The organism is Corticibacter populi (genome assembly GCF_004217315.1).
Taxonomy (GTDB): domain Bacteria; phylum Pseudomonadota; class Gammaproteobacteria; order Burkholderiales; family Burkholderiaceae_C; genus Lampropedia; species Lampropedia populi.
Window position 1 is genome coordinate 61,264 of the sequence record NZ_SGWR01000001.1, and the last position, 17,626, is coordinate 78,889.

Here is a 17,626-nt window from a genome sequence, read left to right on the forward strand (position 1 = left end):
CCATGACCATCGACACAACCGGCATCGACACCACGGCCCGTGAACCCGCCGTGCAGAGCGTGGCGGGCGGCACCGGCACGGCACCCCAGGATGATGTGCTGGTGCGCATCGACAAGCTCTGGACCATATTCGGCCAGGGGGCCGAGGCCTTCACGGTGCACCAGGATCTGGATCTGGACGTGCGGCGCGGCGAGATCCTTACGCTGGTGGGGGGCTCGGGGACCGGCAAGACGGTGCTGCTGCGGCATATCCTCGGCCTGACCCGGCCGAGCCGTGGCAGTGTCACCATCAATGGCGTGGCGGCGGCCGATCTGCCTTCGGCCGGCGCCTCGGCGCGCATGGGCATGCTGTTCCAGCACGGCGCGCTGTTCTCGGCCTTCAACGTCATCGACAACATCGCCTTTCCATTGCGCGAGCAGGACAGTCTGCCCGATGCGGTGGTGCGCGATGCGGCCATGGTCAAGCTGCAGATGGTCGGCCTCCAGCCCGAGCATGCGCTGCGCATGCCCTCGGATCTCTCGGGCGGCATGATCAAGCGCGTGGCGCTGGCGCGCGCGCTGATCATGGATCCGCCGCTGCTGCTGCTCGACGAGCCGACCGCAGGGCTGGACCCGCGCGGCTCGGACGAGTTCTGCGAGCTGCTGCTGGACATGCACCGCGAACTGGGTTTGACGGTGGTGATGGTCACGCACGACCTCGACACCCTGTATGCGCTGAGCACGCGCGTGGCTGTGCTGGCCGAGAAGCGCGTGATCGTCGTCGGTACGCCCGATGAGGTGGTGCACTTCAAGCATCCCTTCATCGAACAATTCTTTCTGGGCGAGCGCGGCCTGCGCGCGCTCGAGCCGCTGCAGGCTCCGGCGGCAGCTACCGCTGCACAAGCGCCCCATCCCGCCAGGTCCTGTTAACACGCTGCAAGGAGTCGCGAAGGCATGAAGAATTTGTCCCATCAAGGCGCACGTCGCAGTGCGTATGTCGATACATACAAGAGCGCAACGCCGAGTGGGCGAATTTTTCATGCCCTCCCCCAAGGGTTGGAGCCAGAAGAGGCTGCCCGCGGCGTTGCCAATGCTCGCAAGGCATCAAGCCTTGCTGCGCTTGGCGTCTTGCGCTCGGCCTCTTCTGGCTCCAACGCGATCTCCTTGCATCGTGTCAACAGGACCTAGGGAGAAGACGTAATGGAAAACAAGTCACATGCAATGGCCGCCGGCATTTTTGTGCTGCTGGTGCTGACGATGCTCGGGGGGCTGGCCGTGTGGCTCACGCGCGACCGGGGTCACTACGAAACCTTCGAGATGACGACTCGCCAGGCCGTCACCGGCCTGCAGCCGCAGGCGGCGGTGCGCTACAAGGGCGTCTCGATCGGCAAGGTCGAGGCGATCGGTTTCGATCCGGAGGAAGCCGGCAGCATCCTGATCCGCATCTCGGTCGACGAGACCACGCCGATCACGCAAAACACCTTTGCCTCGCTGGGCTACCAGGGCGTCACGGGCCTGGCCTACATCGACCTCGACGACGCCACGCAGCCCCTGCCATCGCTGGGCAAGTCGCCGCGCGGCTACCGGCGCCTGGGCATGCGGCCTTCCAATCTGAGCCAGCTCGCGGCCATGGGGCCGGAGGTGATTGGTGACGTGCGCGAGACCATGGGCCGCATCAATGCCCTGCTGGGTGACGAGAACCAGCAGGTGCTGATGGGCACCATCGGCCGTTTCGGCCAGGCGGCCCAGAGTACCGCCAGCCTCGCCCAACGCATCGAAGAGAGCTGGACGCGCAATCTCGAGCCCACGCTGACGCAACTGGGGCAGGACATGGGCACGAATATGCAGGCCCTGCAGAAGGCCGCAGCCAGCCTGGATGCCATGAGCCAGGAGTTTGCCAAGGTGGCCGGGCGCATTAACGAGCGCGATGGCGTCATCGACCAGCTGGCGCAGTCTGCGCAGGCCTTTGCCGGGGCGGCCGACGAGATCAATGGCAGCATGCTGCCGCGCGTGCAGCGCACGCTCGACGAGGTCAGTACCGCGATGCAGGAGATCGGTTCCCTCGCGCGGGACGTGGGTAACAATCCCCAGTCGTTCATCTATGGACCCAACACGGCCCGGCCCGGCCCGGGCGAGCAGGGCTATGTGGCGCCGGGCACGGGACGATGAGCGTGCGCTCGTCCTCGTGCCCATGACCATGACCCCGAATGCGTGAAAGGAAGAGTGCAGGTATGACAGACATTTCGAAGCGATCGGCTGCATCCGTGCCGGCCGGTCGCGCCATGACGATGGGCCTGGTGCTGGCAGCGGCCACCCTGGTCGGCTGTTCGGTCCTGCCGGCGCCGCCGACCACGCCGGCCCTCTACGACTTTGGCCTCGCGACCATGAATGCTGCGGCGTCTAGTGCGCCCGGAGCGCCGGTCGCGCAGCGCCGGACATTGATTCTCGATGAGGTCACGGCGCAGGGCCTGCCCACGGCCAGCCAGGCCTTGCTCTATCGCTTCAGCTACGCCGACGACCATCAGTTGCGGGCCTACCAGCAGGCACGCTGGAGCCAGCCGGTGACGCGGTTGCTGGGCCAGCAGTTGCGCGAGCAGCTGGAGCGCCAGGGACCGGTGATGGGCGAGGCTTACAGTCCGTCGCGGCTGCGTGACGGCGACCGCCAGGCGCTGGTGCTGCGCGTCGAGCTCGACCGCTTCGAGCAGGTCTTCACCAGCGAGAGCCAGAGCACCGCCCTGGTGCAGTTGCGTGCCACGTTGGTCGAGCCGGGCCTGCGCGGTGACCGTTTGCTGGGCCAGCGCAGCTTTGTGCGCGAAGTTCCGGCCGGCAGTGCCGATGCGCCCGGCGGTGCGCGCGCATTGGCGCTGGCGGCGCAGGCCGTGGCAGCCGATGTGGATGCCTGGGTCGGCGCACTGGCCCAGCAATGACGGTCTTGCCGGCAGGGCGCGGTGAGTTGCTAACCCGGCAACTGCCGCAGTGACTGCGGCAGCAGGATGCCGCGGTTGACCTGATCGATCTGCGTATGGCCGCAAAAGGCCATGCTGATGTCCAGCTCCTTTTGCAGGATTTGCAGGGCCCGTGTCACGCCGGCCTGGCCATGGGCGCCCAGGCCATAGATGAAGCTGCGGCCGATCAGCGTGCCGCGCGCGCCCAGCGCACGCGCCTTGAGGACGTCTTGGCCGCTGCGGATGCCGCCATCCATCCAGACCTCGATCTGCGGGCCGACGGCCTCGGCGATGGCCGGCAGCGCGCTGATGGAGGAGGGTGCGCCATCGAGCTGGCGGCCGCCGTGGTTGCTGACCACCAGCGCATCGGCGCCGCTGCGCACGGCCAACTGCGCGTCCTCGGCGTCCAGGATTCCCTTGAGCACCAGCTTGCCGCCCCAGCGGTTCTTGATCCATTCGACATCGCTCCAGCTGAGCGTCGGGTCGAATTGCTGGTTGGTCCAGGCCGCCAGCGAGGACAGGTCGGTCACGCCCTTGGCATGGCCGAGGATGTTGCCGAAGCTGCGCCGCCGTGTTGCCAGCATGGCCTTGCACCAGGCAGGTTTGGTGGCGAGGTTGAGCAGGTTGCGCAGCGTGGGCTTGGGCGGTGCGGAGAGGCCGTTCTTGATGTCCTTGTGGCGCTGGCCCATCACCTGCAGATCGAGGGTCAGCACCAGCGCGCTGCAACCGGCGGCGCGGGCGCGCTCGATCAGCGCGGCGGCGAATTCGCGGTCACGCATGACATAGAGCTGGAACCAGAATGGGTGGCCGCCGGTGCCCTCGGCCACATCCTCGATGGAGCAGATGCTCATGGTCGAAAGCGTGAAGGGCACGCCGAAATCGCGGGCGGCGCGCGCGGCCAGGATCTCGCCATCGGCATGCTGCATGCCCGTCAGCCCCACCGGTGCCAATGCCACCGGCATGGCCACCGGCTGGCCCAGCATGTGCGTGCCGGTGGAGCGGTTCGAGATGTTCACGGCGACGCGCTGGCGCAGCTTGATGGCCCGGAAGTCAGCCTCATTGGCGTGGTAGGTATTCTCGGTGTAGGAGCCGGAGTCGGCATAGTCGTAGAACATGCGCGGCACCCGGCGCTGGGCCAGCCGGCGCAGGTCTTCGATGCAGGTGATGGTGGCAAGCGGGTCCATGGTCATTCCTGGTTGGGCACAATCTCGTACTGGCCTTCGCCCATGTGGCGGTGCGGCCCGAAGGCGGCAGCCAGCGCATCGGCTTCGGCCATGCGCCAGCTTTCGTAGATGAAGCGCTCGGCATCGGGCAGTTGCTCAGGGTCGGGCTGTTCGCCATGCCGCTGCACGATGCGGGCGAAGGCGTCCCAGGTCGGCAGCACCAGCGCGGCATCGCCCAGGCTGTCCACCAGCGCCTGCGTGAAGCGCTCCTCGGCCTGTCGCAAGGCTCCGGCGGAGACGGATTCGGACAGCCAGAGACGAATGGAGAAAGGCGATGGCATGGGGGAGCGCAGGCGCGGGGATTTCAGGTGAGCTGGGGCCACGATGCATGCGGGCGTGACGCCATGCGTCCATGTGGTATGCAACGGATTCTAATCCGCTGCAGGGGCGTCCATCCCCGGCCAGGACGGTGCATGGCGGCACGCCTTCGCGGGGCCTGGATGCCATGGGATTGTCATGGAACTGTAATCAAATACGCCGGCTACACTGATAAAGTCCCCGACTCCCATTCATCTCTCCCTCCCTCCACCTACCCACACTGTTTCATGGCGCGCAAGAAGATCGTTGACGAGAGCACCGCACCGAAGAGCCCGGCACCTGCCCCCAAAAAGCCCAGGCGCGTGCGGCGCACGGAAAAGGCTCCGCAAGTGCAGGTCGAGGGTACGGGGGCGATCGTGCCGGTCTCTTCCGCCAGCTCCGCGGTGGTGCTCAGCCGTGCCGATGCAGGCAGCCTGGCCAATGCGATGGAGACGGCCAGGGCCCTGCAGGCGGTGACCGGCTCGGCCTGGGACATGAACCGCACGCAGATCGAGGCCGAGGCCGAGCTGATCGTGCATCTGGCCCGACCCGAGCACATCCAGTGGCTGGACCGCGATCACAGCATCCTGGCCTTCAACGAGCGCGTCTTCGACTGGGCACTGCGCACCGACGTGCCGCTGCTCGAGCGCCTGCGCTACCTGTGCATCGTCACCTCCAACCTCGACGAATTCTTCGAAGTGCGCGTGGCGGACCATCTGGAGGCCGCGCGTGACGGCGTGCTCGACGACGAATACTCGGTCGAGAGCTACCGCCGCATCTCCGAGAAGGCGCACAAGCTGGTGCAGCGCCAGTATGAGCTCTACAACAAGGTGCTGTTGCCGGCGCTGACCGGGCAGGGCGTGCAGATCTTCGCGCATGGCAAGCGCAATGCCGGTCAGCGGCGCTGGGTGAGCGAATACTTCAACCGCGAGGTCAAGCCACTGCTGACGCCGGTGGCGCTCGACCCGGCCCACCCGTTCCCGCAGGTGGCCAACAAGTCGCTCAACTTCATCGTGCGCCTCGATGGCGAGGACGCCTTCGGCCACACCAACGAGATCGCCATCGTCAAGGTGCCGCGTGTGCTGCCGCGCTTCGTGCGCCTGCCCGACTCGCTCGCCGGCGGCAAGGGCAAGATCGGTGTGGTCAGCCTCTCGAGCATCATCCGCGCGCACCTGCACGAGCTGTTTGCCGGCCGGCAGGTGGTGGAGTTCTCGCAGTTTCGCGTCACCCGCCATTCCGACCTGGCGGTGGTCGAGGGCGAAATCCAGAACCTGCGCACGGCGCTGCGCAAGGGCCTGCAGCACCGCCATTTCGGCAAGGCCACGCGCATCGAGGTCTCCAGCAGTTGTTCCGAGCAGATCGCCAGCCTGCTGCTGGCGCAGTATGGGCTGCCCGCCGAGGCCTTGTACCGGGTCGAGGGGCCGGTCAACCTGGTGCGCCTGAATCAGGTCATCGATCTCATCGACGACGATCGGCCGGCGCTGCTGTTCCCCAAGTGGATTCCGCAATGGCCGCGCTCGCTCAAGAACAGCGAGAATCTGTTTGCGCGCCTGCGCCAGAAGGACGTGGTGATTCACCAGCCGTTCGAGAGTTTCGATGCGGTGGTGGAGTTTTTGCGCCAGGCCGTCAAGGATCCGGACGTGCTGGCCATCAAGCAGACCGTCTACCGCACCGGGCCCGACTCGGTGATGATGGAACTGCTGCGCGAGGCCGTGCGCAAGGGCAAGGAAGTGACTGCAGTGGTCGAGCTCAAGGCGCGCTTCGACGAGGAAAACAACATCAACTGGGCCGAGGCGCTGGAATCGGTTGGCGCGCAGGTGGTCTATGGCATCGTCGGCCTCAAGACCCACGCCAAGATGCTGCTGGTGACGCGCCGCGAGGCCCGCGGCCTCAAGCGCTACGGGCATCTCTCCACCGGCAACTACAACCCCAGAACGGCACGGCTCTATACCGACATCAGCTATTTGACGGCGAATGACGCCATCACCAGCGACATGGATGCGGTCTTCACGCTCTTGGCCAGCCAGGCCGGCCTGCCGCAGCTCAACCGCCTGATGGTCGCGCCCTTCAACCTGCACAGCAGCATGGTCGAGAACATCGCACGCACCGTCACGGCGGCGCAGGCGGGCCAGCCGGCGCGCATCGTCGCCAAGATGAACGCGCTGACCGATTGGGGCCTGGCCGAGGCACTCTACAAGGCCGCGCAGGCGGGTGTGCAGATTGACCTGATCGTGCGCGCGGCCTGCATCCTGCCGGCGCTCAATGAGACGGCCAAGGGTGGCGCGATCCGCATCCGTTCGATCGTCGGGCGCTTCCTGGAGCACTCGCGGGTGTTCTTCTTCCAGGCCGGCGATGAGGAACAGCTCTTTCTCTCCAGCGCCGACTGGATGAACCGCAACATGGTGCGGCGCGTCGAGCTGGCCTGGCCGGTGAATGACCCGGCGCTGCGCCAGCGCATCGTCGACGAATGCCTGGTGGCTTATCTGATGGACGACCGTGACGCCTGGGTGCTGCTCGAGAATGGCATCTACCGGCGCCTCGAGGGCGATACCGTCAATGCCAGCGCGCAGCAGATGCTGGCGCATTACTTCAGCACCACGCCGATGCCCAGGGCCAGCACGCGGCCCCGCAGCCGCAATGCGGCTGCCAAGACGCTGCGCGCCGCCGGGGATGGCGGCAGCAAGAAGAAGTAGCGGCAACTCGGGGAGGGGAATGCCTTCCTGCCCTGCGCTTCGGATGCCCTGAGGCGCAGGGCTTGAAGATCCAGGCGGCGGCGGGGATCAGGCAGGCGGTGCCGGGCGCAGTTCCAGCCACCGCCCGTCGAGCGGATAGCGCAGCTGGCCGCTGGCATTGAGCACGCTCAGTGGCGCATGCAGCAAGGCGTCGAAGAAGGCATCGACGCTGGCGAAGCGCCGGTGTGCCTGGGGGCCATCGGTTTCGGACAGCAGCACCGCTCCGGCCAGTGGCCCGGCAGTGGCCAGCACCCAATATTCATCATCGCAGCCGCCTCTGGCGAAGCGCAGCGCGTCGGCCAGGCTGTCGGCATCTGCCGCATCGGCAGGGCCGCCGCCGCTGCCTTGTTGCTGCAGCGCCCAGTCCTCTACCGGCAGCAACTCCAGGCCATGCTGCGCACCGTGGCAGAACAGGCGCGCGCCGTTGTGCAGTGCGTGCGTGGCCAGCAGGGGCGCGGCCACCGGTCCGTGCAGGTGCTGGAAGAATTCCAGCAGCGATGCCTCTGCCGCTGGTGTGGTCTGGTGTTGCATGGGCAACTCGCGCATGGCTGTAGGCGATGCGGCCACGCCAAAGATCTCGGTGGCGAACAGCCTGGATTCGGTGCGCAGCAAGCGTGCCAGGGTTTCGGCTGCGGGTTGGGGTGGGGCGGTCGGCCTCGCGGCGGGCTGGTCGCCCGGCAAATGCAGTTGGGCGCGCTCGGCCAGCATCAGTTCGGCGATCACCACGGCGAAACCGTCACAGTGCTGTTCGATGGCGATGTCGGTGCCCGACCAATCCTTGCCATCGAAGCGCTCATGCGCGGGTGCCGTCAGCGTGTAGCGCTGCTCTGCTTCGCCCAGGGTGTGGAACTGCACGGTCTGGGCGGCCTGTGGCTGGCCTTGCAGGGCTTCGCTCAGAATGTCGGCCAACGCGTCCTGACCGGCCAGGTGGGCCAGTGCCTGGATGCGCTGCAGTGCCTGGGGCTCATCGCGCAGCCAGATGGCGATGGACTGCAGGCCGAGGCAAAAGCGCAGCAAATCCCACCAGCGCAGCCATTCCTGCCACTCTGGTTGGCCGAGCGGCCGTGGCGCGCCGCCATCGCGCGAGGCCTGCAGTCGCAGGTGCGTCTGGCTCAGCAGCCAGAAGGCGCTCTTGCCTTGGCGGTAATGCTCGGCCAGCGTGTCCAGGTGGTTGGCAGGGGGGCGGGCGTCGGGCATGGCGGCGTGGTGCGCGCAGGACGGGCTCGGCGTCAGCGCTCGGCGACTTCGTCGCTTTGGCAGCCCAGTTCCCGCGAGATGGCGCGCACGGTTGATTGCAGCCGCGGAACCCAGCTGTCGTCGAGCCGCCCGGATGGTGCCGAGATCGACAGGCCGGCGATCAGCTTGTTCTGGTCGTCGTAAATGCCGGCTGCCATGCAGCTGACGCCCAGCTCCAGCTCCTCGCGGTCCTGCGCCAGGCGGCTCTGGCGCACGCGGTGCAGTTCGCGCTCGAGCGCATCGAGCTTGGTGATGCTGTTGCGGGTGTTGCCCGCCAGGCCGGTGCGCGCGGCGTAGGCCCGCACCCATTGCGCGTCCTGCGCGGCCAGGAACAGCTTGCCGGTGGAGGTCAGGTGCAGCGGCGCGTGGCCGCCGATGGCGCGCACCACCTGCATGCCCGAGCGCTCGCTGTAGGCACGCTCGATATAGACGATCTCGTCGCCCTGGCGGATGCTCAGGTTGACGGTCTGCTGGGTGGTGCGGTGCAGTTCGCGCATCGCATCGAGTGCCACGTCTCGCACGTTCAGGCGCGCCTTGACCAGTGTGCCCAGTTCAAGCAGCCGCAAGCCCAGGCGGTAGGTACCCGATTCGGGCCGCTCGACCATGCGGCCGAGCACCAGGTCGTTGAGGATGCGGTGCGTGGTCGATGGATGCAGGCCCGTGGCGTCACTGATGTCCTTGAGCGAGACGGCCTGTTCATGGCCGGCCAGATAGTCCAGGATGGCATACATGCGTTCGATGACCTGGATGCTGGGAGTTTGCCTCGTGGCTGTGTCAGTGTGGCGCATGGCTGAACAAGGGCTGGGGAAGCCCCTATCTTACCTGTTGAAATGCCCGTCGGCGGCATCGTGCCCGACCGCACCGGGGGCCCTGTCCACGCGTTGCCAGCGTGCGCCTTGCAGTACTTCGTGCGGCAGAAAGCGGGCCTTGTAGGCCATCTTTGGGCTCTCGGCGATCCAGTAGCCGAGGTAGACATACGGCAGGCCAAGCTGGTGCGCCCATTCGACCAGCCACAGCACCGCATAGGTGCCGTATCCGCTGGCGGCCTCTTCGTCATAGAAGGTGTAGACGGCCGAGAGTCCGTCCTGCAGTACGTCGACCACGCTGACCATGCGCAGGGCCGCTGGTTGCCGTTCGGCTGGATCGGGCTCGGAGAACTCGATCAAGCGGGTGTCGATGCGGCTGCGCAGCAGGAACTGCTCGTAGTCTGCGGGGTTGTCATTGTCCATGCCGCCGTCGCTGTGGCGGCTCTTGAGATAGCGTTGGTAGAGCGCGAAGTGTTCGGGCAGCGGCATGGGCCGCAGCATGCGCGCGGCCAGCCCCTGGTGCTGGCGCCACGCACGACGCTGGCTGCGGTTGGGTTGGAAATCGGCTACCGGAATACGCAGCGTCTGGCAGGCCTGGCATTGGTCGCAGTGCGGTCGGTAGGTGAAGAGACCGCTGCGCCGAAAGCCGCGCTCGACCAGCATCGAGTAGACCGGTGTGTCGATCAGCTCGCCGGGCGAAGCCACCTGCGAGCGCGCCGTGCGCCCGGGCAGGTAGCTGCACGGATAGCTGGCCGTGGCGTAGAACTGCAGCGGGTAATGGGTGGATGGATTCATGGCTGCCGGAGGGGCTGTCGGGGCTATGTCGCCAAAGCCGGGTGGAGGCGCTGCCAGTCGCCCGGTGCGAAGCGCCAGCTCGGCTGCGGCTGTATGGTGCTGCGCTGCAGCCCGGCCAGGAAGGCGCTGCGCGGAATTTCATGGCCACCGAAAAAGGCCAGGTGATCGGTGTTCTGCTGACAGTCGATGGTCTCGACACCCAGCCGGCGGCACATGGCCACCAGCGCCGCCAGCGCGATCTTGGAGGCGTCGGTACGCAGTGCGAACATCGATTCGCCAAACACGGCCTGGCCGATGTTGACGAAGTACAGTCCGCCGGCGAGTTCGCCATCGAGCCAGGTCTCGACGCTGTGGACATGGCCGGCCGCGTGGAAGGCGAGGTAGGCGGCCTGCATCTCGGGCACGATCCAGGAGCCGTTCTGGCCGGGCCGATAGATGCGGGCGCAGTGGCGCAGCACCGTGCTGAAGGCGCTGTCGACACGGATCTCCAGCCGGTTCTGGCGCCACAGGCGGGCGATGCTCTTGCGCAGCGAGGCGTGCAGCCTGAACTGGCCGACCGGCAGCACCATGCGCGGGTCCGGCGACCACCACAGGATGGGGGGGGCCGAGTACCACGGGAAAATGCCGCGCCGGTAAGCTGCCAGCAGCGTCGCGGGGGACAGATCGGCCCCCACGGCGATGGGACCCAACGATTCGCTGACCGAACCGTAGGCAGGGAACGGATCTCCCGGATGCAGAAAGGCAAAGGCCTGCTGGGGCTGACCGGTCATGGCGATGTCCTGGTTTCGAGGCGGTATGCGGCGCCAGTCGCCATCGACGGGCAGGCCGCTGGCGCTTTTGTATCACAAGCGCGCGGCCATCGCCATCGGCTGCGACGGCTGGACATTGGTCGGCGTGCTGGCGCCCCGAGGAGGACTTGTCGCACCGCCGCGCGCCAGCCGGGTCAACCCGACGGGCCGGATGTCAAGAACGAGCCGGACGCCGTTGCCCGGCACATTCTTGGCATCCCGCGTGCTCCGCGCAACGATGGTGAACCGCTTCTCAGCGGTAGATTGCGTCGCGCAGGAACAGCGAGAGCTCGGGCACGTAGGAAATGATCGCCAGGCAGACCAGCACCACGCCGACGAACGGCAGCAGCGGCCGAATCATCTGCTCGAGCGAGATCTTGGCGATCGAGCAGGCCGCGAACAGGTTCACCCCCATCGGTGGCGTGACCATGCCCAGCGCCAGATTGACGATCATCACGATGCCGAAATGCACCGGGTCGATGCCGAACTGCACCGCCACCGGCAGCAGCAGCGGCGCCAGCACGACGATGGAGGCGGAGGTTTCGATGAACATGCCGACGATGAAGAGTGCGATGTTCACGCCCATCAGGAACAGGTACTTGCTGTCGAACAGGCTGCCCAGCCACTGGCCGAGCATGTCCGGCACGCCGGCCCGGTTGAGCAGGAAGCTGAACACGCCGGCGTTGGCGATGATGAACATGATCACCGCGGTGCCGATCACCGAGCGATGGAACACCGGTGCCAGCGTGCGCGGACCCAGCGTGCGGTAGACCAGCACGCTCACCAGCAGTGCATAGACCACGGCCACCACGGAGGCCTCGGTGGGCGTGAACACGCCGCCATAGATGCCGCCGAGGATGATCACCGGCATCATCAGCGCCAGCCAGGACCGCTTGAAAGCCGCCCATACTGGCAGGCGGTCCTGACCGTCATGCTTGCCAAGGCCGTGGCGGCGCGCGTACAGCCACACGTAGAGCATCAGCGCCAGGCCGATCAGCAAACCGGGGAACACGCCGGCGATGAAGAGTTCGCCGGTCGAGGTTTCGGTGGAGACTGCAAACAGGATCAGCGGCACCGACGGCGGGATGATCACTCCCAGTTCGGCCGCAGTGGCCTGCAGCGAGGCGGCAAACGGCGTCGGATAGCCGTGCCGCACCATGGCCGGAATCAGGATGGAGCCCACGGCAAAGGTGGTGGCGACGCTGGAGCCGGCCACCGAGGCGAAGATCATGCAGGTGAGCACGCAGGTAATGGCCAGGCCGCCCTGGACGCCGCCGACCAGGCTTTTGGCGAAATCGACCATGCGCTGCGAAATGCCGCCTGCTTCCATCAGGTTGCCAGCCAGGATGAAGAAGGGAATGGCCATCAGCGGGAACTTGTCCAGCGCGGCAAAGAGCTGCTGGGGCATCACCAGCCAGTTGACGCCGGAATAGGCGATGCCGGTCATGCTGGAGAGGCCGATCGCCACGGCCACCGGCACGGACAGCGTGAAGAAGATCAGCATCGAGAGAATCATCAACTGCGGCATGATGGGTCCAGGTTCGTCAGTGAAGGAAGCGGCGGGCGCCTGGTTCGGCGTCGCCCTCAGAAGGCGTTACTGCGCATCGTTGCGCACCGGCGCGCGGGAGGTTTCGGTGTGGGGCGTCAGCCAGCGCAGCAGCACGGCCAGCGCCGCCAGTGCGGCGCCCACCGGGATGGCCAGATAGACCCAGGAAATCGAGATTTCCAGCCCGGCAATGCTCTGGAAGCGCACGCGGTAGGTCATCTGCGCGCCGATCCAGGCCAGGAACACCAGAAAGCCCAGGCAAGTGGTGTTGACCACGAATTCCAGCAGACGCTGCGGCGTGCCGCGCAGCTTCTCGCGCAGGAACTCGACACTGATCATCGCGCCATGGCGGAACGCCAGCGCCACGCCCAGCATCACGGCCCAGATCACGGCCGCGCGCGTCATCACTTCGCTCCATTCCAGCGGCGAATGCAACACGAAGCGCGAGACGACCTGGAAGAAGCCCGTGGCGACGGCCAGCCACAGCAGTGCCTGGGCCAGGATGGAGACCAGCCCGAAGAGGGCGCGGTCGAGGCGGAGCAAGGGATGCATGCGATGGATCTCCGGCAAGCATGAATGAGCAAAAGGCGCAGGCCCAGTGACTGGGCTTGCGCCTTGGAGCCCGGGAGCAGGCTCTTGGAACCCGCCGGGCTGCGCGAGGGCAGCCGGGGATTTTATTGCGTATTGCGGATGCGCTCGATCAACTTCGGGTCGAAGCGGCGGTTGTATTCCTTGTAGACCGGCTCGACGGCCTGGGCGAAGGCTTCACGATCGACGGTGTTGACGGCCATGCCCTCGGCTTTGAGCTGCTCGACTCCGGCCTGTTCGACATGGCTGACGAAGTCGCGCATGGCCTGGCCGGCATTCTTGCCGGCCTGCTGCATCAGCGCCTTGTCTTCGGCCGAGAGGCGCTCATAGGCCGATGGCGAGGCGATGATGACGGCTGGCGCATAGACGTGGCCCGTCAGCGACAGGTATTTCTGCACCTGCGAGAGCTTGGCCGAGGTGATCACCGACAGCGGGTTTTCCTGCCCGTCGATGGTGCCTTGCTGCAGCGCGGTGGTGACTTCCGGCCACGCCATCGGGGTTGGCAGGATGCCGATCTGGCGGAATGCGGCGATGTGCAGCTGGTTCTCCGTGGTGCGGATCTTCAGGCCCTTGGCGTCTGCGGGGGTGACGACCGGGCGGACGTTGTTCGTGAGGTGGCGAAAACCCTGCTCGCCCCAGGCCAGCGCGACCAGGCCGCGCTTGCCGAATTCCTTGAGCATGTCCTGGCCGATTTCGCTGTCGAGCACGTGGCGGGCGTGGTCCAGATCGCGCAGCAGGAAGGGCACGTCGAACACGCCGGCGGCGGGCACGAAGTTCATGGTGGCGCCGGTCGAGAGCACCGCCAGGTCGATGGTGCCCAACTGCAGGCCCTCGATGACCTCGCGTTCACCGCCCAGCGCGCTGTTGGGAAACTGCTGCACCTTCAGGCGGCCGCCGCTGCCTTCTTCGAGCGTCTTGGCAAAGGCCTCGCCGGCGGCGCCGTAATGGGACTGCTGGGACAGCGCATAGGCCATCTTGAACGTGGTCTGTGCCGTGGCGGGCGCGGCCAGGTTGGCGGCGACAAAGGTGGCGCCGGCGAGGACGGGGGCCAGCCAGCGGACGGTGTTCTTCAGAGCGGCATGCATGCTTTGGCTTTCTTGTCTGAATGCAAAACGTGCAATCATATCTGTCTTTTGCTGGCCGCCGCAATGCAGGTTTGCCCTAGAAGGGCGCAGCGCCCCGGCGGCGACTTTGGCCGACGGCGTCGTGTCACCTTGTCTTACATCGTCAGCGGGCCGCCGTAGCTATCCTGATGTCATGCTGATGTGCAACTACGACAGGAGAGACACCATGCAAAAGCTTCAAACCTCGCGGATTTCCCGAATCGCACAATGCATTGCCCTGGGTGGCATGGCCTTCGCACTGACCGCCTGTTCGACCTGGGACGGCATGAGCAAGCGCGAGCGCAGCGCAGTCGGCGGCGCTGCCGTTGGTGGCGTGGCCGGCGCGGCAGTGACGGGCGGCGGTGTGCTGGGCACCGTCGGCGGAGCCGCCATTGGTGGTGTGGTCGGTGACCAGATCGGCAAGGACCGCTAAGAACCTGTATGGCCTGGCACGAGCGCCAAGATATCCGATGATGGTGCGCGGAGCAGCAGGCTGCCCGCATTTCACAGCCGGCTCGCAAGAGCCGGCTTTTCTGTCTTCACGGAAATGTCAAGAATGGCGCCGGGCAGGCTTGCCGGACGCCAGTTCCAGATGCCTGAGCCCGGGATCAGTTGGCGAGACCTTCGTCGGCGGCCACACCCTTCTGATAGGTGACATAGACCACCACGGGGATGTCCAGGCCGCCCAGGTACTGTGCAATCAGCGGTTTGACATCGTCCCAGGTCAGACCGCCCACGCCCGTTGCCAGACGCGGCAGTGCGAGGCTGGTGATACCCTGCTGCTGCACATGTCTCGCGAGGTTCTGCAGGACGTGGCGCACATTCTCCAGCGTCGCCTTGCCGGGCTTGGCGGTGGGACCCTGGCCGATGCTGTCCTGCGTCACCAGGTTGGCGATGCGCCGCACGCCCCCGCCCTCGTTGATGCCGGCCCAGACCCAGATCTCGCCCGGCTCGATGGCGTTGGAGCGGGTATGGTGGCGGTAATCCTTGACCAGCGAGGGCCAGCGCTCGCGCAGGGCCAATGCCAGTCCGCTGTCGAATGGATCATTGGCGGCAATGCCGTGGGCCAGCAGATCGGCCTGGCTCAGCAGGATGTCGCCGCTTACTTCCTTGATCGTCAATTGCATTCTCCTTGTTGATGATGGGATGGCGTCTGCCAGAGGGCTCGCATGCGATGTTGGAAGACTTGCCACCACCTTAATGGATACGGGTGCTGGCGTCGTTGATGCCCATCAAGCCAGGTGGGATTGCCTTCTGCCTTTTGCTTGTGCAATGCACAAGCAAAAGGGGCGGCAGCCGCTCAGTGCGGCTGCCGCCCCTTTTCTCGCCTCTTCCCGTGCCCTCTATGAGCCGGGGTGGGCGGGAGGCCACCCCTTCGTTCAGCGCACCCGCATGCCCGGTTGCGCGCCGTCCCAGGGCTCGAGGATGAAGATGCCGGGCTGGGCCTTTTCATCGGCGTGGCTGGCGGCCAGCACCATGCCTTCGCTGAGCCCGAACTTCATCTTGCGCGGCGCCAGATTGGCCACCATCACGGTGAGCTTGCCTACCAGTTGTTCGGGCTGATAGGCGCTGGCGATGCCGCTGAAGACGTTGCGGGTCCGGCCTTCGCCCACATCGAGCGTCAGGCGCAGCAGCTTGGTCGAGCCTTCGACGGCCTCGCAGGCGACGATCCTGGCAATGCGCAGGTCGACCTTGGCAAAGTCGTCGATGGTGATGGTCTCGGCCACCGCCTCGCCGCCGGGCAAAGCAGCCGGATCGGCTGCAGCGGCCGATCCGGCTACTGGCGCGGGTGGCTCGAACAGGGCGTCGAGCTGTTTTGTCTCGACGCGCTGGATCAGGTGCTTGAAGGTGCCGATGGCGTGGCCGGCACCCAGCAGCGTGCCGGCGTCGGCAAACGTGAAGGGCGCGACCTGCAGGAAACCCTCGACTTGCGCGGCCAGCTGCGGCAGCACCGGCTTGAGGTAGATGGTCAGCAGGCGGAAGGCTTCGATGCAGGTGCTGCACACGTCCTGCAGGCGCGCTTCCCGGCCGGCCTGCTTGGCGAGTTCCCAGGGCTTGTTGGCATCGACATAAACGTTGACGCGGTCGGCCAGCAGCATGATCTCGCGCACCGCGCGGGCAAAGTCGCGCACCTCGTAGGACTGGGCAATCGACTCGCGCTGCGCGGCAACGGCACTCAGCAGCTCCCGGCCATCGGCCGAGACGGCGCCCAGCCGGCCATCGAAGCGCTTGGCGAGAAAACCCGCGGCGCGGCTGGCGATGTTGACGTACTTGCCCACCAGGTCGGCGTTGACGCGGGCCATGAAGTCCTCGGCATTGAAGTCGATGTCCTCGTTGCGGCCATTGAGCTTGGCGGCCAGGTAGTAGCGCAGCCACTCGGGGTTCATCTGCAGTGCCAGGTACTTGAGCGGGTCCAGGCCGGTGCCGCGGCTCTTGCTCATCTTCTCGCCGTTGTTGACGGTGAGGAAGCCGTGCACGCAGATGCGATCGGGTGTCTTGCGGCCGCTGAACTTGAGCATGGCGGGCCAGAACAGCGTGTGGAAGGTGACGATGTCCTTGCCGATGAAGTGGTACTGCTCCAGGTTGGCGTCGGCCATGTAGGCCTCGTAGTCCTCGCCGCGCTTTTCCAGCAGGTTCTTGAGCGAGGCGAGATAGCCCACCGGCGCGTCCAGCCACACGTAGAAGTACTTGCCCGGCGCGTCCGGGATCTCGATGCCGAAGTAGGGCGCGTCACGGCTGATGTCCCAGTCGCCCAGGCCTTCGCTGGTGCTGCCGTCCGGGTTCTCGCGCACGGTGAACCATTCCTTGACCTTGTTGGCGACTTCGGGCTGCACATGGCGGCCGTTCTGTGTCCAGTCCTGCAGGAAGGCGACGCAGCGCGCATCCGAGAGCTTGAAGAAGAAGTGCTCGGACTGGCGCAGCTCCGGCCTGGCGCCCGAGAGTGCCGAGTAGGGATTGATCAGCTCGGTGGGGGCGTAGACCGCGCCGCAGACCTCGCAGTTGTCGCCATACTGGTCCTTGGCGTGGCAGCGCGGACACTCACCCTTGATGAAGCGGTCGGGCAGGAACATGCCCTTTTGCGGGTCATAGAACTGCTCGATGGTGCGCGTCTCGATCAGGCCGGCGGCCTTGAGGTCGCGGTAGATGGCCTGCGCCAGCACGGTGTTCTCAGGGCTCTGCGTGGAGTACCAGTTGTCGTGGCTGATGTGAAAACCGTCGAGGTATTGCTTGCGGCCGGCGGCGATGTCGGCGACGAACTGCTCGGGCGTCTTGCCGGCCTTCTCGGCGGCGATCATGATGGGCGCGCCGTGCGCGTCGTCGGCGCCGACGAAGTTGACCGCCGCACCCATCATGCGCTGGAACCGAACCCAGGTGTCGGCCTGGATGTACTCCATGATGTGGCCGATGTGGAAGGTGCCGTTGGCGTAGGGCAGGGCGGTGGTGACGAAGATCTTGCGTTGGGGCATGGCGTGAAAGAAGCGGCGCGTGGCGCTGCCGCAGAAGGTCTCGTAAAGGGCCTCGGCCGGCCTGGCATCCGCCGCTGCGCAGAGGCCTCAGTGAATTTCAGTGAATCAGTGCGGACGGATGG

Annotated in this window: 16 protein-coding genes; 5 read left to right on the plus strand and 11 right to left on the minus strand. The window is 66.2% G+C overall.

Translation table 11 applies throughout. The features are described from left to right. Window positions 1–2 precede the first annotated feature (2 nt). The 3 genes from EV687_RS00265 to EV687_RS00275 all read left to right on the plus strand — a co-directional run bounded on the left by EV687_RS00265 (window position 3) and on the right by EV687_RS00275 (window position 2,905). Complete coding sequence (locus EV687_RS00265) at window positions 3–908, plus strand: ABC transporter ATP-binding protein (protein ID WP_122225900.1); 906 nt, start codon at window positions 3–5, stop codon at window positions 906–908. A gap of 270 nt (window positions 909–1,178) precedes the next feature. Continuing rightward, window positions 1,179–2,147, plus strand: coding sequence for an MlaD family protein (locus tag EV687_RS00270; RefSeq protein WP_122225901.1), 969 nt, complete (start codon window positions 1,179–1,181; stop codon window positions 2,145–2,147). Between the two features lie 62 nt (window positions 2,148–2,209). Next, entirely contained in the window at window positions 2,210–2,905 is a 696-nt protein-coding gene (locus EV687_RS00275; RefSeq protein WP_162846498.1) for an ABC-type transport auxiliary lipoprotein family protein, read from the plus strand. Between the two features lie 29 nt (window positions 2,906–2,934). On the opposite strand, the gene EV687_RS00280 is transcribed toward EV687_RS00275, so the two are convergent. Both EV687_RS00280 and EV687_RS00285 read right to left on the minus strand, forming a co-directional pair. Beyond that, on the minus strand, window positions 2,935–4,107 hold the full coding sequence (locus EV687_RS00280) for an alpha-hydroxy acid oxidase (RefSeq protein ID WP_162846499.1): 1,173 nt from the start codon (window positions 4,105–4,107) through the stop codon (window positions 2,935–2,937). Between the two features lie 2 nt (window positions 4,108–4,109). Beyond that, on the minus strand, window positions 4,110–4,427 hold the full coding sequence (locus EV687_RS00285; protein WP_122225904.1) for a hypothetical protein: 318 nt from the start codon (window positions 4,425–4,427) through the stop codon (window positions 4,110–4,112). A gap of 264 nt (window positions 4,428–4,691) precedes the next feature. Between EV687_RS00285 and ppk1 the strand changes: the two genes are divergently transcribed. Further along, window positions 4,692–7,136 carry a polyphosphate kinase 1 gene (gene ppk1 / locus EV687_RS00290; RefSeq protein ID WP_242612398.1) on the plus strand — a complete coding sequence of 815 codons (2,445 nt, stop codon included), beginning with the start codon at window positions 4,692–4,694 and terminating at the stop codon, window positions 7,134–7,136. A gap of 87 nt (window positions 7,137–7,223) precedes the next feature. Here the strand turns inward: ppk1 and EV687_RS00295 are convergent, their stop codons facing one another. From EV687_RS00295 to EV687_RS00325, 7 genes are all read right to left on the minus strand, one after another. Continuing rightward, window positions 7,224–8,372 carry a hypothetical protein gene (locus EV687_RS00295; protein WP_122225905.1) on the minus strand — a complete coding sequence of 383 codons (1,149 nt, stop codon included), beginning with the start codon at window positions 8,370–8,372 and terminating at the stop codon, window positions 7,224–7,226. A gap of 32 nt (window positions 8,373–8,404) precedes the next feature. Then, window positions 8,405–9,199, minus strand: a complete 795-nt coding sequence (locus EV687_RS00300) for an IclR family transcriptional regulator (RefSeq protein WP_122225906.1) — start codon at window positions 9,197–9,199, stop codon at window positions 8,405–8,407. Between the two features lie 30 nt (window positions 9,200–9,229). Beyond that, window positions 9,230–10,012 carry an arginyltransferase gene (locus EV687_RS00305; protein ID WP_122225907.1) on the minus strand — a complete coding sequence of 261 codons (783 nt, stop codon included), beginning with the start codon at window positions 10,010–10,012 and terminating at the stop codon, window positions 9,230–9,232. 23 nt (window positions 10,013–10,035) lie between these two features. Then, entirely contained in the window at window positions 10,036–10,782 is a 747-nt protein-coding gene (gene aat, locus EV687_RS00310) for a leucyl/phenylalanyl-tRNA--protein transferase (protein ID WP_122225908.1), read from the minus strand. 271 nt (window positions 10,783–11,053) lie between these two features. Further along, entirely contained in the window at window positions 11,054–12,328 is a 1,275-nt protein-coding gene (locus EV687_RS00315; RefSeq protein WP_122225909.1) for a TRAP transporter large permease, read from the minus strand. Window positions 12,329–12,394: 66 nt separating this feature from the next. After that, window positions 12,395–12,898, minus strand: coding sequence for a TRAP transporter small permease (locus tag EV687_RS00320; RefSeq protein ID WP_122225910.1), 504 nt, complete (start codon window positions 12,896–12,898; stop codon window positions 12,395–12,397). A 122-nt stretch (window positions 12,899–13,020) separates the two neighbouring features. Then, entirely contained in the window at window positions 13,021–14,019 is a 999-nt protein-coding gene (locus EV687_RS00325; protein ID WP_122225911.1) for a TRAP transporter substrate-binding protein, read from the minus strand. Between the two features lie 265 nt (window positions 14,020–14,284). Here EV687_RS00325 and EV687_RS00330 point away from each other — a divergent pair, with 265 nt between their 5' ends. Next, on the plus strand, window positions 14,285–14,470 hold the full coding sequence (locus EV687_RS00330; protein ID WP_423201066.1) for a glycine zipper 2TM domain-containing protein: 186 nt from the start codon (window positions 14,285–14,287) through the stop codon (window positions 14,468–14,470). A 175-nt stretch (window positions 14,471–14,645) separates the two neighbouring features. Here the strand turns inward: EV687_RS00330 and EV687_RS00335 are convergent, their stop codons facing one another. Next, window positions 14,646–15,158 carry a macro domain-containing protein gene (locus EV687_RS00335; protein ID WP_242612399.1) on the minus strand — a complete coding sequence of 171 codons (513 nt, stop codon included), beginning with the start codon at window positions 15,156–15,158 and terminating at the stop codon, window positions 14,646–14,648. A gap of 258 nt (window positions 15,159–15,416) precedes the next feature. Then, complete coding sequence (metG, locus tag EV687_RS00340) at window positions 15,417–17,504, minus strand: methionine--tRNA ligase (RefSeq protein ID WP_122225913.1); 2,088 nt, start codon at window positions 17,502–17,504, stop codon at window positions 15,417–15,419. Between the last annotated feature and the right edge of the window lie 122 nt (window positions 17,505–17,626).